Source organism: Streptomyces sp. NPDC002044 (assembly GCF_040296725.1).
Taxonomy (GTDB): Bacteria; Actinomycetota; Actinomycetes; order Streptomycetales; family Streptomycetaceae; genus Streptomyces; species Streptomyces antarcticus.
On the sequence record NZ_JBEOXU010000153.1, the window covers coordinates 1 to 13,569 of the forward strand.

Here is a 13,569-nt window from a genome sequence, read left to right on the forward strand (position 1 = left end):
GCCGAAGGCGTCGGGGTGCCTCCGGCCGGGCCTCGCGGGGTGTCAGCCGCCGGCGGTCAGGGTGGCCGAGCGGCGCGGGATCGCGAAGGCGTCGAGCTCCGCGCGGGTGAGGCCGGTCAGGGCCGCGACCTCCTCGGCGCCGACGGCGCCGCAGTCGAGGCCGCGGACCAGGTAGCCGGCCAGGGCCTTGGCGGTGGCGGGCTCGTCCATCACGTCGCCCTCGATCTTGGCGACATACGCCTTCAGGCGCGCGGCGGCTACCGCGAGGCCCTCGCGGTAGAAGGTGAAGACGGCCGCGTAGCGGGTCGGCAGGTGCGCCGGGTGCATGTCCCAGCCCTGGTAGTACGCGCGGGCCAGGGCCCGCCGGGTGAGGCCGTAGTGCAGCTTCCATGCCTCGTGGACGTGCTCGGTGGTGCCGATCGGCAGGACGTTCGTCGAGCCGTCGGAGACCCGTACGCCGGTGCCGGCGGCCGCGACCTGCATGATCGCCTTCGCGTGGTCGGCGGCGGGGTGGTCGCTCGACTGGTAGGCGGCGGAGACGCCGACGCAGGCGCTGTAGTCGAAGGTGCCGTAGTGCAGGCCGGTGGCCCGGCCCTTGGCGGCCTCGATCATGCGGGCGACGGTGGCGGTGCCGTCGGAGGCGACGATCGACTGGCTGGTCTCGATCTGGATCTCGAAACCGATCCGGCCCGGGCGCAGGCCGCGGGCGCTCTCGAAGGCCTCGAGCAGCTCGACGAAGGCGCTGACCTGCTCGGCGTACGTGACCTTGGGCAGGGTCAGGACGAGGCCGTCGGGCAGGCCGCCGTTCGCGAGGAGGCCGGAGAGGAAGATGTCGGTGGTCCGGATGCCGCGGTCGCGGACGTTGGACTCCATGCACTTCATGCGGACGCCCATGTACGGGGCATTGGTGCCGTTGGAGAAGGCCTCGGAGACGAGGCGGGCGGCGCGGGCCGCGGCCTGGTCCTCCTCCTCGTCGGAGCGGACGCCGAAGCCGTCCTCGAAGTCGACGCGGAGGTCTTCGACCGGCTCGCGCAGGAGCTTGGCGCGGACACGGTCGTAGACCGGCACGGCCAGCTCGTCCGGGATGCCGAGCACCTTGGCGAAGGTGGCGGCGTCCGGCGCGTGCTCGTCCAGGGCCGCGAGGGCCTGGTCGCCCCAGGAGCGGATGGTGCCGGCGGTGAAGACGTCACCGGGGACGTAGACCGTGTGGATGGGCTGGCGGGTGCCGGGGTCGCCCGGGTAGTGCCGCGCGAGCTCCGCGTCCACCGGCGCGAGGGAAGCGCTGATGCCCTCGCTGACCGCGCCTGCGAGGCTCGTCGCCACCTTCTCCTGCTGACCCATCGTGCACTCTCCTCTTTTCCGCTTCACGGAATCTTAGATCCGCATAGCAGAATTTAGTCATGCCATTCCGCTCCGTCAATGGTCCCCCGGCCGTCCTGGACAAACGACTCGGGGCCGCGCGGTGAGAATCACCACACGGCCCCGGAGAAGTGGAGCGGAGAAGAGACGCGCAGGTCAGCCCTTGCGGGCCTGGATCTCTTCGGTCAGCTGCGGGACGACCGCGAAGAGGTCGCCGACCACGCCGTAGTCGACCAGGTCGAAGATCGGGGCCTCGGCGTCCTTGTTGACGGCCACGATGGTCTTCGAGGTCTGCATGCCGGCCCGGTGCTGGATCGCGCCCGAGATGCCGGAGGCGATGTACAGCTGCGGGGCGACCGACTTGCCGGTCTGGCCGACCTGGTTGGAGTGCGGGTACCAGCCGGCGTCGACGGCGGCGCGCGAGGCGCCGACCGCGGCACCGAGGGAGTCGGCGAGCGCCTCGATGATGCCGAAGTTCTCGGCACCGTTGACGCCGCGGCCGCCGGAGACCACGATCGCGGCCTCGGTCAGCTCGGGGCGGCCGGTGGACTCGCGCGGGGTGCGGCCGGTGACCTTGGTGCCGGTGGCCAGGGCGCCGAAGGTGACGGCGAGCGCCTCGACGGCGCCGGCGGCCGGGGCGGCCTCGACCGGAGCCGAGTTCGGCTTCACGGTGATGACCGGGGTGCCCTTGGACACGCGGGACTTGGTGGTGAACGACGCGGCGAAGGCGGCCTGCGTGGCGACGGGGCCCTGGTCACCGGCCTCCAGGTCCACGGCGTCGGTGATGATGCCGGAGCCGATGCGCACGGCGAGGCGGGCGGCGATCTCCTTGCCCTCGGCGGAGGACGGGACGAGCACGGCGACCGGGGAGACGGCGTCGTACGCGGCCTGGAGCGCGTCCACCTTCGGTACGACGAGGTACTCGGTGAACTCGGGGGCGTCGGCGGTGAGGACCTTGACCGCCCCGTGCTCGGCGAGCACCGCGGCGGTGGCGTCCGCTCCGGCGCCCAGGGCGACGGCGACGGGCTCGCCGAGGCGGCGGGCCAGCGTCAGCAGCTCGAGGGTGGGCTTGCGGACGGCGCCGTCCACGTGGTCGACGTAGACGAGAACTTCAGCCATGGGACTGCTCTCCTGCGGTTGCGAAGTGTCTGGGGGCTAAGAGGGGTTGGCCGGAGCTCCGGGAAGGACTTCCGGCCGGCCGGGCCGGGCCTTAGATGAACTTCTGCTCCGCAAGGAAGCCGGCCAGCTGCTTGCCGCCCTCGCCCTCGTCCTTGACGATCGTGCCGGCGGTACGGGCCGGGCGCTGCGCCGCGGAGTCGACCGCGGTCCAGGAGCCCTCCAGGCCGACCTCGTCGGCCTCGATCTCCAGCTCCTCCAGGTCCCAGGACTCGACCGGCTTCTTCTTGGCGGCCATGATGCCCTTGAAGGACGGGTAGCGGGCCTCGCCCGACTGGTCCGTCACCGAGACGAGCGCGGGGAGGGACGCCTCCAGCGTCTCGCTCGCGGTGTCGCCGTCGCGGCGGCCGGTCACGGTGCCGCCCTCGACCTTGACCTCGGAGAGCAGCGTGACCTGCGGGACGCCCAGGCGCTCGGCCAGGATCGCCGGGAGGACGCCCATGGTGCCGTCGGTCGAGGCCATGCCCGTGATGACCAGGTCGTAGCCGGCCTTCTCGATCGCCTTGGCGAGCACCAGCGAGGTGCCCATGACGTCGGTGCCGTGCAGGTCGTCGTCCTCGACGTGGATGGCCTTGTCCGCGCCCATGGACAGCGCCTTGCGCAGCGCGTCCTTGGCGTCCTCGGGGCCCACCGTCAGCACGGTGATCTCGGCATCGTCGGCCTCATCGGCGATCTGCAGCGCCTGCTCGACGGCGTACTCGTCGAGCTCCGACAGCAGACCGTCGACGTCGTCACGGTTGACGGTCAAGTCCTCGGTGAACTGCCGGTCGCCGGTGGCGTCGGGCACGTACTTCACACAGACAACGATCCTCAGGCTCACGCCGGCTCTCCTACCGCATCGTCTTTTCTGGTACCGCCTTGTGCAGGCAGCATAGGCGCCTCGTGGGGCGGATCCCGGTCGGGGCGGCCCGCGCACCGAAGGGAATGTTACTCGTCAGTACACCGTGGGTCCCCACAAGTCGCAAGGCTGGTGAACTGTGATCTGGCCAACGCCGCCCGCACGACTCCAGCAGGGACGATTCAGTCGCGCAACGCGTTGAAGCGCCCCTGGTGGTAGAGCAGCGGGCGCCCTTCCCCGGCGGGGTCCCCGGCGACCGCCTCCGCGATGATCACCCGGTGCGCCCCCGCGGGCACCCGCGCCACCACCCGGCAGGCCAGCCACGCCAGCACCCCGTCCAGCACCGGAACGCCGTGCGGCCCCTGCGTCCACGCCGTCCCCGAACCGAAGCGGTCGGCTCCGCTACGGGCGAACAGGCCGGCCAGGTCCTTCTGGTGTTCGCCCAGTATGTGGACGCCGAGGTACTCGCTGTCGCGGACGGCCGGCCAGCTGGAGGCACCCGTGCCGATCGTGAACGAGAGCAGCGGCGGGTCGGCCGACACGGAGTTGAGCGAGGTGGCGGTGAAGCCGGCGGGCCGCCCCCCGTCCTGGGCGGTGATCACGGCGACTCCCGCCGCGTGCTGCCGGAACACGGAGCGCAGGAGGTCGGGCGAGCCGGGAAGGCCCGCGCCGGATCGGGGCGACGGGACGGTCGGGGCGCTGGGAGCGGTCATCGGGTCTCTTCCTTCTGCCACGGGAGAAGCGGGCGCTGGTCTGGAGTCGGGATCGTTCAGCGGCCCGGACAGCGCGCGCTCGCGTGCCGGACGAGGTCCACGTGGACCCGTCCGAAGAGCAGGAGTTCATACCGCATCCCACCAGCCTGGCGATCTCCCGTGTACACAGTCAAGCGAGATCGGTCAGATGTCGGGCGCGTCACGCTGCGTGCGGGCGCGTGCACCGGCGCGTGCGTCACGCGACCGCGGCGCCGAGCGCGGCGATCACGTCGGCCTTGCGGGGCATCCCGGTGGCACGGCGGACGATCCGCCCGGCCGCGTCCAGGACCAGCACGGTCGGGGTCTTCTCGATGCCGAGGGCCCGGACCAGGTCGAGCCGCTCCTCCGCGTCGATCTCGATGTGGGCCACCCCCGGGACCATCTCCGCGACCTCCGCGAGGATCCTCCGGGTGGCCCGGCAGGGCTGGCAGAAGGCGCTGGAGAACTGGACCAGGCTGGCCCGCTCCCCCGGCCCGGCGCCCAGTTCCGCCGCGCCCAGCCGGGACCGCCCGCCGGGGTGGGCGACCGCCCCGCCGTCCTCGTGTGCGAGCACCCCGCGCTCCCGTCGCCGTCCGTGTCCGCGTACGCCGTCGCCGTACGCTCGTCCGATGATCGCAGCGCCCGGCGGGGCCGCGACATTCCCGGCGTGACGAGAATCTCTCCAGGTACGGGGCTCTGGGCTGGTCAGCAGCCCGCGTTTGGGGCACGATCCCCATGGCCGCGTACCTACGCTGCCGTAACTTCCGGCCGGGAGCACCTCCCCAGGCAGAAAGCGGGGTCTCCGCACCATGGCTGAGTTCGTCTACCCTCCGGTGATCGGCGCGGCGCACGGACTGTTCCGCGCGCTCGACATCCGCATCGACATGAAGGGCACCGAGAACATCCCGCGCACGGGCGGGGCGGTGCTCGTGTCGAACCACATCGGCTACCTCGACTTCATCTTCGCCGGCCTGACGGCACGGCCGCAGAAGCGCCTGGTCCGCTTCATGGCGAAGGAGTCCGTGTTCCGGCACAAGGTGTCCGGACCGCTGATGCGCGCGATGAAGCACATCCCGGTGGACCGCAAGCAGGGCGAGACGGCGTACGCGCACGCCCTCGACTCGCTGCGCTCCGGCGAGATCATCGGGGTGTTCCCGGAGGCCACGATCTCCGAGTCCTTCACGCTCAAGAGCTTCAAGTCGGGTGCGGCGCGCATGGCGCAGGAGGCCGGCGTCCCGCTGATCCCGGTGGCGCTGTGGGGCACCCAGCGGCTGTGGACCAAGGGCCGGGCGAAGAACCTCAAGCGCAGCCACATCCCGGTGACGATGCGGGTGGGCGAGCCGATGGACGCGCCCGCCGACCAGTACGCCGGGGCGATCACGCGCCGGGTGCGCGACCGCGTGCAGGAGCTGCTGGAGGCCGCGCAGCGCGCCTACCCGGCCCAGCCGAAGGACCCCTCGGACTCCTGGTGGCTCCCGGCCCACCTCGGCGGCACCGCGCCGACGGCCGCGCAGGTGCGCGAGGCGGGCTGACCCGCCCGCCCGGCGCCGTTCTCGCGGCGGGCCCTCCGACCGCGTGAACGGCCGCGCGGGGCCGCGGGGCGGCCCCGTGGCGCCGCGCGGGGCTCCCCGGGGCACCGGGCTCCCGGGACGCGGCGCCCCCGGCCGGCCGCCCCGGCCGGGCCGCCCCGGCCGGGCCGCCCAGCCGCTTCGGCCGGCGGGCCTTCACGCCTCGGCGGAACCCCCGCGCCTGCGCCGGCGGTGCGCCGCGACGCGGACCCGGGTCGCGCACGTCGTCGAGCAGTACCGGCGGACACTGCCCGGCCCCGGGCCCAGGAAGAACCGCCCGCAGCCCCCGGCCGCGCACGCGCCCCACGTGATCCGCCCGTGCTCGCCCAGCAGCTGCGCCAGCGCGAGGGCCCCCGAGGCCAGGAACCAGTCGCCCCAGCCGGCCCCTTCCCCCCGGTCGACGTGCAGGTGCCAGGGGTGGCCGTCGTGCCGGGTGAGCCGGGGCCGGGTGGCGCACTCCTCGAAGAGCGCGTTCAGCTCACCGGCGGCGCGGTCCTCGTCCGTCTCGGCGAGGACCCCCGCCATCCGCCGGGCCGCCGCGCGCAGGCCGTCGGCCGCCGCCTCCGGAAACTCCTCCTCGGTCAGGTCGGCCGGGCGCTCCCCGTGCGCGGCGAGCAGCCGGGCGAGTTCCGCGCGCGGCAGCTCCGGGGCCGCCCGGACCGCGTCGGTGATGTCGATCAGCCGCCGGGCCGCCGGGAAACCCCCTCGGGACTCCGCCATGGCCGCGATCCTTTCCTCGTACACCGGTTGTCCGCGTACGTCCGTATCCGCGTACACCCGTAGGATGTAACGTCTTGTTCTGCTATGACGTTACATCCTACAGGGGGGTCTGGAATGGGTGGGTTCGGGCGGTACCTGGCGGCGGCGCTGGCGGCGCGCTTCGCCTCGGAGGGCATGGGCATGGCCGTGGTCCTGCTCGCGCTGGAGCGCACCGGGAGCGCCTCGTACGGGGCGTTCGTCCTGACGGCCTGGCTGGCCCCGCACGTGCTGGCCGCCCCGCTCGCCGGGGCGCTCGCGGCCCGGACGGGGCGGCCGCGGCTGTTCTACCCGGGCACGCTGGCCGGGTTCACGGCTGCCGTCGGGGCCCTGGCGGTGCTGCTGGGGCGGGTCCCGATGCCCGCGGTGATCGCCGTGGCGGTGCTCGGCGGCACCTGCGGCCCGATGGTGACCGGCGGGCTGTCGAGCCTGGTCGCGGGGCTGGTTCCGGCGGGCACCGCGCGCGACCGGGCGTACTCCTGGGACGCCTCCACCTACAACGCGGCCGCGGTCACGGCTCCGGCGGCGGTCAGCGTCGTCGTCGCCCTGGGCTCGGCCGCACCGGCGATGGCCGTCCTGGCGGTGTCCGGCGCGGTGGCGGCGGCACTGGCCGCGACCCTCCCGTACGAGGCCCCGGGCCCGGGCCCGCTCCACCGGTCGCCCCGGGCCGGGCTCGGCGCGGGGCTCGCGGCCCTGTGGCGGGTCCGCGAGCTGCGGGCCGTCACCTCGGCGACGACGCTGGCCTTCGTCGGCATCGGCTCACTGACCACGACCTCGGTCCTGCTGGCCACCGATCTGGGCAGCCCGGGCGCCGGGGGCGTGCTGATGACGGCCTTCGCGCTGGGCGCGCTGGGCGGCTCGCTGACCCTGGGGCGCCTCACGTCCGTGGAACCGGGCCGGCTGGTGCGGTGGTCACTGGCCGCGACCGGGGCGGCCCTCGCGGCGGCGGCGTTCACGCCGTCCGTCGCCGTCACGGCGGCGCTGTTCGCGGTGGCCGGGGTGTGCGACGGGCCGGTCCTGACGGCGACGCTCCGGATCCGTTCGGAGTACGCCCCCGACGGCGCGCGGACCCAGGTGTTCACCCTGGGCGCCGGCCTCAAGCTGACGGCCGCGTCGGCCGGGGCCGCCCTGGTGGGGTTCGCGGCCGACGCCCCCGCGTGGGCGCTGATGACCGGGATCGCCGGTTTCCAGCTCGCGGCGGCCCTGCTGCACGTGCTCGCGTCGGCGCGGCGGCCCGCGCCGCCGGCCGCGGCTACAAGGCCGTCGGCAGGTTCCGCCACAGCTCCTGCCGGTCGGCGGACTCCCGGAGGGCCGTGAGAACGTCAGGATGCGGGGCGGCGTACAGCTCGGGGTAGTCGACGTCGCCGCGTTCCGGGTGGACGGGGAAGGCCAGCCGTTCCCCGTCGAGGCTGAAGCGCGCCTCCACGCCGGGCCTGTTGCCGCGCGGGTCCTGACGGGCCCAGTGGGCGCTGCCGGGCAGCCGGAGGGCGATCAGGCCGTGGACCACGTGGCGCGCTCCGTCCTCGTCGCCGAGGCGCTGGTAGCACAGGGCGGTCGGGATGCCCCGGGCGCGCAGCAGGGCGGCCAGGGCGTGGGCCTTGGCGTGGCAGATGCCGTTGCGCGTGGCGAGGACGTCGGAGGCGCGCCAGGCGACGCGCGGGTCGCCCGAGTCGGCCGAGTGGGGGATGGCGTCGCGGACGAACGCGAAGGCGGCGGCCGCGTACGCGCGGGCGTCGCCGCCGGTCGCCTCCCAGAGGGCGTCGGCGCTCTCGCGTACGAGCGGGTGGCCGTGGTCGACGGCGTCATCGGCCGCCAGGTAGGCGGAGAGATCGGAATGCTCCTGGATCAGTTCCATGATCCAGGAGCATACCTATGCGGAATCCCGCATGACTATCGAGTTGATCGGAGGGCGCTCAGCGCGCCAGCTCCTCCTTGAGGGCCTGGAGGAAGCCGTCCACGTCCTCCTCCTGGGTGTCGAAGCCGCACATCCAGCGGACATCGCCGGCGGTCTCGTCCCAGAAGTAGAAGCGGTACCGCTTCTGCAGCCGCCGCGAGACCTCGTGCGGCAGCCGCGCGAACACCGCGTTCGCCTGCACCGGGTAGAGGATCTCCACGCCGTCCGTCTCCCGCACGCCGGCGGCGAGCCGCCGCGCCATCGCGTTGGCGTGCCGTGCGTTGCGCAGCCACAGGTCCTTGGCGAGGAGCGCCTCCAGCTGCACCGACACGAACCGCATCTTGGACGCGAGCTGCATCGACATCTTGCGGATGTGCTTCATCTGCCGGACGGCGTCCGGGTTGAGCACCACCACGGCCTCGCCGAACATCATGCCGTTCTTGGTGCCGCCGTAGGACAGCACGTCCACGCCGACGGTGTTCGTGAAGGTACGCATCGGGACGTCGAGGGAGGCCGCGGCGTTGGCTATCCGGGCCCCGTCCAGGTGGACCTTCATGCCCATGCCGTGCGCGTGCTCGCAGATCGCCCGGATCTCGTCCGCGGTGTAGACCGTGCCCAGCTCGGTGTTCTGGGTGATCGACACGACCTGCGGCATCGCCCGGTGCTCGTCCTCCCAGCCCCAGGCCTGCCGGTCGATCAGCTCGGGGGTGAGCTTGCCGTCCGGGGTCGGGACGGTGAGCAGCTTGAGGCCGGCCATCCGCTCCGGTGCGCCGCCCTCGTCCACGTTGATGTGGGCGCTCTCGGCGCACACCACGGCGCCCCAGCGGTCGGTCAGGGCCTGGAGGGCCGTGACGTTGGCGCCGGTGCCGTTGAAGACCGGGTAGGTCTGCGCGTACGGGCCGAAGTGGCTGCGGAAGATCTTCTGCAGGTGCTCGGTGTACTCGTCCTCGCCGTAGGCGACCTGGTGGCCGCCGTTGGCGAGCGCGATGGCCTCCAGGATCTCCGGATGCACCCCCGCGTAGTTGTCGCTCGCGAAACCGCGCACCGCCGGGTCGTGGTGCCGGCGGGCGTCGGTTCGCGCGGTCGCGGTTCTCACGGTTGCGGGGTGAGCCACAGACGCTGTCCGTTCACATCGGGTGCGGGCCGGTCCCAGACGCCGGCGATGGCCTCGGCCAGCTCCTTGACGTCCGTGAAGCCCGCGAACTTCGCATTCGGTCGCTCGGCGCGCATCGCGTCGTGCACCAGTGCCTTGATGACCAGGATCGCAGCCGCCGCGCCCGGCCCGTCCTCGCCCCCCGCCTTGCGGAAGGAGTCGGCCATGGCCAGGGTCCATGCCTCGGCGGCCGCCTTGCCCGCGTTGTACGCGGCATTGTTGGCGACCGGCTTGTGCGCGCCGGACTGGCTGACCAGCACGTACCGGCCGCGCTCGCTGCGCAGCAGCCCGTCGTGGAAGGCGAGCGAGGTGTGCTGGACGGTGCGGATCAGGAGCTTCTCCAGGAAGTCCCAGTCCGCGAGGTCGGTCTCGGTGAAGGAGGGGCTCCCGCGCCAGCCGCCGACGAGGTGGACGACCCCGTCGACGTGGCCGAACTCCTTCTCCGTCTGCTCGGCCCAGGCCCGGGTGGCGGCCAGGTCGAGCAGGTCCACGGTGTCACCGGTGATGGTGGCGCCGCCGTGGGCGTAGCGGGCGGCGTCCACGGCCTCCGCGAGCCGAGCCGCGTCGGCGTCGGACGCCACGACCACGGCGCCCGCCTCGGCGAGACGGAGCAGGGCGGCGCGGCCCGCGGGGCCGCCGGCCCCGGCCACCGCCACCACCGCGCCGTTCAGGTTTCCGTTGCCGTTCCCGGAGCGGTTCATCTGTGCAGCCTCCTCTCGACGGTCGCTCACGCGGCGACCCGCTCGGCCTCGTCGGCGTTCAGGGCGGTGATGCCCTTGGTGGAGGCGATCACGCCCTTGAGCTTCTTGGCGAGGGCCTCGTAGAACATGCTGAGCGGAAACTCGTCCGGAAGCACGTCGTCGACCAGCTTGCGGGGCGGCTGCGTCGTGTCGAGGGCGTCCGCGCCCTTGGCCCACTTGGAGCCCGGGTGCGGGGACAGGTACGTCGAGACCAGGTCGTACGCCTTGAACCAGTGGACCAGCTTCGGACGGTCGATGCCGGCGCGGTAGAGGTCCTCGATCTCGGCACAGAGCTGGTTGGTGACCTGCGGGGCGCGCATCCAGTCGATCTTCAGCTTGTTGTCCGTCCAGCGCACGACGTCGTGCTTGTGGAGGTACGCGAAGAGCAGCTGGCCGCCGAGGCCGTCGTAGTTGCGGTCGCGGTCGCCGGAGACCGGGAAGCGGAACATCCGGTCGAAGAGGACGGCGTACTGCACGTCACGGCCGTGCTCGTTGCCCTCGGACTCCAGCTTCACGGCCTCCTTGAAGGCGGTGAGGTCGCAGCGCAGCTCCTCCAGGCCGTACATCCAGAACGGCTGGCGCTGCTTGATCATGAAGGGGTCGAACGGCAGGTCGCCGTGGCTGTGGGTGCGGTCGTGGACCATGTCCCACAGGACGAAGGCCTTCTCGCAGCGCTCCTGGTCGCCGACCATGGCGGCGATGTCCTCGGGCAGCTCGATGCCGAGGATGTCGACGGCGGCCTCGGTGACCTTGCGGTAGCGGGCGGCCTCGCGGTCGCAGAAGATGCCGCCCCAGGTGAAGCGCTCGGGGGCCTCGCGCACGGCGATGGTCTCCGGGAAGAGCACCGCGGAGTGGGTGTCGTAGCCCGGGGTGAAGCCCTCCAGCGTGATGCCGAGGAAGAGCGGGTTGTCGTACCGGGTGCGCTCCAGCTCGGAGAGCCAGTCGGGCCACACCATCTTGAGAACGACGGCCTCGAGGTTGCGGTCCGGGTTGCCGTTCTGGGTGTACATCGGGAAGACGACGAGGTGCTGGAGCCCGTCGGCGCGCTGGGCGGCCGGGTGGAAGGCCAGCAGGGAGTCGAGGAAGTCCGGCACCCGGAAGTCGTCGGCGGCCCACTTGCGCAGGTCGGCCACGAGCGCCCGGTGGTAGGCGGCGGCGTGCGGGAGCAGCGGCGAGAGCGCCTCGACGGCTCCGATCGCGCGCTCGACGGCGGCCAGGACCGTGGCCCGCCCGTGGGCGCCCTCGGCCTCGAAGTCGATGGAGCCGTCCTTGCCCTGCCAGGGGCGGATCTCCTCCACGGCGGCCTTGAGCTCGGGCCACGCGGGGTGGTCGACCACCCGCGCCCCGGCGGTTATCGCGGCACCGCCGGCACCCGGCACAAGAGTTTCCGTCATGTCACTTCCTCCACAGGAGAACCTCACGTCGGCACAGGGTAGGCATGTGAGGCTCTTCCGCTCAAGAGGTATCTCGGGAAAATATCCTGCGCCACCCCCTATTTCACCGAAATTCTTCCGGCGATTCAGGGTGGAAGCGGCGGCTCCGCCCAGTTCTGCGGCGCCTGCACCGAGCCTCGCGACGCCACGCGTCAAGCCGGCGGGGACGCGCCCACGGCCGGGTGACGCGGCGCCCCCGGCGCCGGCGGCCCGGGCGGAACGGCCCGGGCGGGAAGCGGCCACGAGGGTCCCGCCGGTCGCCGCACGGACGGTCCCATCGCACGGCGGGCGCACTAGCATGCGACCTCGACCGCGCGCGGCCGGCCGGGACACCGCCGCCGCGCGGGGAGCCGCCGTCGACGGAAGCGAGAGAACCTTGACTTTCCTCACCATCGGTCACCGCGGGGTCATGGGTGTCGAACCGGAGAACACCCTGCGCTCCTTCGTCCACGCGGAGCGTTCCGGGATGGACGTCATCGCCCTGGACGTCCGGCTGAGCAAGGACGGCGCCCTCGTCGTCCTCCACGACCCCGAGGTCGACCGGACCACCGACGGCTCGGGGGCCGCCGCCGATCTGACCCTGGCCGAGCTGCGCGCGCTGGACGCCGGCCGGGGCGAGCGCGTACCGGTCCTCGACGAGGTACTGGAGGCGGTCGGGACCCCGCTCCAGGTGACGGTCCGCGACCGGGCCGCCGCCGGAGCGCTCGCGGACCTGGTCCTGCGCCGCGACCTGACGGCGCGGGTGGAGGTGGCCTCCTCCGAGGACGCGCTGCTCGCCGGGGCGGCCCGCGCGGTGCCGGGCCTGCGGACGTCCCTGCACGCGGACCCCGTCGGCGGGGACACCGCGGCGCTCGTCGCCCGCGCCCTGGCCGTCGGCGCCGGGGCGCTCGCCCTGGACATCCGCCGGATCAGCCTGGAGACCGTGGAGGCGGCGCACACGGCCGGGCTGCGGGTGACGGGCCGGTCGGTCGACACCCTGGACCTGCTGCGCCTGGCCCGGGCGCTGGGGCTGGACGGGGCCGCCACGGACTTCCCGGAGATCCGCAGCACGGGCCGCTTCACCGCGTGAGACGGCCCACCGCCCCGTGGCTCAGAGCGACTTGACCAGCAGCTCGAAGGCCAGGTCGTCACGGAGCGGGACCCCGAAGCGCTCGTCGCCGTAGGGGAAGGGGCTCAGCTCGCCCGTGCGCCGGTAGCCGCGGCGCACGTAGTAGGCGATGAGCTCCTCCCGCACGTTCACCACCGTCATGCGCATCTCCTTGGCGTCCCACTCCTCCCGCGCGCGTCGCTCGGCCTCGGCCAGGATCTCCTTGCCGAGACCGGCGCCCTGCAGGCCGGGGCGGACCGCGAACATCCCGAAGTAGGCGTGGTCGCCGCGGTGTTCGAGCTGGCAGCAGGCGACGAGCCCGCCGGCCCGCTCGACGACGATCAGGATGCCGTCGGAGCCGCCGATGATCTGGCGGACCCCCTGGACGTCGGTGCGCTGCCCGTCCAGGTGGTCGGCCTCAGTGGTCCAGCCGGCGCGGCTGGCGTCGCCCCGGTAGGCCGACTCGACCAGCACCACCAGCTCTTCGGCGTCCGCCTCCACCGCGGTACGGAAACTCAGGGCTGCGGGGTCGGCGATCGACATCGGGGGCTCCGTTCTACGCGGTGGCATATGACATGCCGGGTACGGCGATGAGCCTAACCCGCGGCGGCGTGCGGGCTGTCCGGGACGGGCATCCCTTCCCGTGACGCCGACGAACCGGGAGGTTCCGCCGTGCACGGTTCCGCCATGTCCCCCACCCTCTCCTCCTGGCTGCTGGTGCTGCTGTGCGCGGCGAGCGGCGAAAACCCCCGGTCCGTCCCCGGACCAACCAACGGCCGCTGACCGGCCGTCGGCGCATACGGTAACCGTATGCACTAACTTGCTGCAGCCATC

General features: G+C 73.0%; 14 protein-coding genes. 3 read left to right on the forward strand and 11 right to left on the reverse strand.

Annotated features, from left to right (window positions below):
* Positions 1–42: 42 nt before the first annotated feature.
* From ABT106_RS26955 to ABT106_RS26975, 5 genes are all read right to left on the reverse strand, one after another.
* The gene (locus ABT106_RS26955; RefSeq protein ID WP_351282215.1) at positions 43–1,341 is read right to left on the reverse strand and encodes a DUF6986 family protein; all 1,299 of its coding nucleotides are present in this window, start codon (positions 1,339–1,341) and stop codon (positions 43–45) included.
* Between the two features lie 174 nt (positions 1,342–1,515).
* Positions 1,516–2,478, reverse strand: a complete 963-nt coding sequence (locus ABT106_RS26960; protein ID WP_351282218.1) for an electron transfer flavoprotein subunit alpha/FixB family protein — start codon at positions 2,476–2,478, stop codon at positions 1,516–1,518.
* Between the two features lie 91 nt (positions 2,479–2,569).
* Positions 2,570–3,355, reverse strand: a complete 786-nt coding sequence (locus tag ABT106_RS26965) for an electron transfer flavoprotein subunit beta/FixA family protein (protein ID WP_351282220.1) — start codon at positions 3,353–3,355, stop codon at positions 2,570–2,572.
* A 200-nt stretch (positions 3,356–3,555) separates the two neighbouring features.
* Positions 3,556–4,086, reverse strand: a complete 531-nt coding sequence (locus tag ABT106_RS26970; RefSeq protein ID WP_351282223.1) for a flavin reductase family protein — start codon at positions 4,084–4,086, stop codon at positions 3,556–3,558.
* 235 nt (positions 4,087–4,321) lie between these two features.
* On the reverse strand, positions 4,322–4,678 hold the full coding sequence (locus ABT106_RS26975; RefSeq protein ID WP_351282226.1) for a TlpA family protein disulfide reductase: 357 nt from the start codon (positions 4,676–4,678) through the stop codon (positions 4,322–4,324).
* Between the two features lie 235 nt (positions 4,679–4,913).
* Here ABT106_RS26975 and ABT106_RS26980 point away from each other — a divergent pair, with 235 nt between their 5' ends.
* Positions 4,914–5,636 (forward strand): lysophospholipid acyltransferase family protein, encoded by a 723-nt coding sequence (locus ABT106_RS26980; RefSeq protein ID WP_351282228.1) that lies wholly within the window; start codon positions 4,914–4,916, stop codon positions 5,634–5,636.
* Positions 5,637–5,828: 192 nt separating this feature from the next.
* Here ABT106_RS26980 and ABT106_RS26985 read toward each other — a convergent pair whose 3' ends face one another.
* Complete coding sequence (locus tag ABT106_RS26985) at positions 5,829–6,392, reverse strand: CGNR zinc finger domain-containing protein (protein WP_351282230.1); 564 nt, start codon at positions 6,390–6,392, stop codon at positions 5,829–5,831.
* A gap of 114 nt (positions 6,393–6,506) precedes the next feature.
* Between ABT106_RS26985 and ABT106_RS26990 the strand changes: the two genes are divergently transcribed.
* Positions 6,507–7,745, forward strand: a complete 1,239-nt coding sequence (locus ABT106_RS26990; RefSeq protein ID WP_351282232.1) for an MFS transporter — start codon at positions 6,507–6,509, stop codon at positions 7,743–7,745.
* Here ABT106_RS26990 and ABT106_RS26995 read toward each other — a convergent pair.
* From ABT106_RS26995 to ABT106_RS27010, 4 genes are read right to left on the reverse strand one after another with little or no spacing between them, the layout of a single operon-like run.
* Complete coding sequence (locus tag ABT106_RS26995; RefSeq protein ID WP_351282235.1) at positions 7,681–8,283, reverse strand: transglutaminase domain-containing protein; 603 nt, start codon at positions 8,281–8,283, stop codon at positions 7,681–7,683. The genes ABT106_RS26990 and ABT106_RS26995 overlap by 65 nt on opposite strands.
* Positions 8,284–8,341: 58 nt before the next feature.
* Positions 8,342–9,436 carry a threonine aldolase family protein gene (locus tag ABT106_RS27000; RefSeq protein WP_351282237.1) on the reverse strand — a complete coding sequence of 365 codons (1,095 nt, stop codon included), beginning with the start codon at positions 9,434–9,436 and terminating at the stop codon, positions 8,342–8,344.
* Entirely contained in the window at positions 9,415–10,176 is a 762-nt protein-coding gene (locus ABT106_RS27005; protein ID WP_351282240.1) for an SDR family NAD(P)-dependent oxidoreductase, read from the reverse strand. Before ABT106_RS27005 ends, ABT106_RS27000 begins: the two co-directional genes overlap by 22 nt.
* Before the next feature lie 26 nt (positions 10,177–10,202).
* Positions 10,203–11,609: a DUF6421 family protein gene (locus tag ABT106_RS27010; RefSeq protein ID WP_351282242.1), complete on the reverse strand. Its 1,407-nt coding sequence runs from the start codon at positions 11,607–11,609 to the stop codon at positions 10,203–10,205.
* Positions 11,610–12,024: 415 nt separating this feature from the next.
* On the opposite strand from ABT106_RS27010, the gene ABT106_RS27015 reads away from it, so the two are divergent.
* Positions 12,025–12,717: a glycerophosphodiester phosphodiesterase gene (locus tag ABT106_RS27015; protein WP_351282245.1), complete on the forward strand. Its 693-nt coding sequence runs from the start codon at positions 12,025–12,027 to the stop codon at positions 12,715–12,717.
* A 21-nt stretch (positions 12,718–12,738) separates the two neighbouring features.
* Here the strand turns inward: ABT106_RS27015 and ABT106_RS27020 are convergent, their stop codons facing one another.
* The gene (locus ABT106_RS27020) at positions 12,739–13,278 is read right to left on the reverse strand and encodes a GNAT family N-acetyltransferase (RefSeq protein WP_351282248.1); all 540 of its coding nucleotides are present in this window, start codon (positions 13,276–13,278) and stop codon (positions 12,739–12,741) included.
* Positions 13,279–13,569 lie beyond the last annotated feature (291 nt).

What these genes read in the sequence shown, in the direction of transcription:
- ABT106_RS26955 (WP_351282215.1), bottom strand. Translation starts at nt 1,341, where the DNA reads ATGGGTCAGCAGGAGAAGGTGGCGACGAGCCTCGCAGGCGCGGTCAGC.
- ABT106_RS26960 (WP_351282218.1), bottom strand. Translation starts at nt 2,478, where the DNA reads ATGGCTGAAGTTCTCGTCTACGTCGACCACGTGGACGGCGCCGTCCGC.
- ABT106_RS26970 (WP_351282223.1), bottom strand. Translation starts at nt 4,086, where the DNA reads ATGACCGCTCCCAGCGCCCCGACCGTCCCGTCGCCCCGATCCGGCGCG.
- ABT106_RS26980 (WP_351282228.1), top strand. Translation starts at nt 4,914, where the DNA reads ATGGCTGAGTTCGTCTACCCTCCGGTGATCGGCGCGGCGCACGGACTG.
- ABT106_RS26985 (WP_351282230.1), bottom strand. Translation starts at nt 6,392, where the DNA reads ATGGCGGAGTCCCGAGGGGGTTTCCCGGCGGCCCGGCGGCTGATCGAC.
- ABT106_RS26990 (WP_351282232.1), top strand. Translation starts at nt 6,507, where the DNA reads ATGGGTGGGTTCGGGCGGTACCTGGCGGCGGCGCTGGCGGCGCGCTTC.
- ABT106_RS26995 (WP_351282235.1), bottom strand. Translation starts at nt 8,283, where the DNA reads ATGGAACTGATCCAGGAGCATTCCGATCTCTCCGCCTACCTGGCGGCC.
- ABT106_RS27005 (WP_351282240.1), bottom strand. Translation starts at nt 10,176, where the DNA reads ATGAACCGCTCCGGGAACGGCAACGGAAACCTGAACGGCGCGGTGGTG.
- ABT106_RS27010 (WP_351282242.1), bottom strand. Translation starts at nt 11,609, where the DNA reads ATGACGGAAACTCTTGTGCCGGGTGCCGGCGGTGCCGCGATAACCGCC.
- ABT106_RS27020 (WP_351282248.1), bottom strand. Translation starts at nt 13,278, where the DNA reads ATGTCGATCGCCGACCCCGCAGCCCTGAGTTTCCGTACCGCGGTGGAG.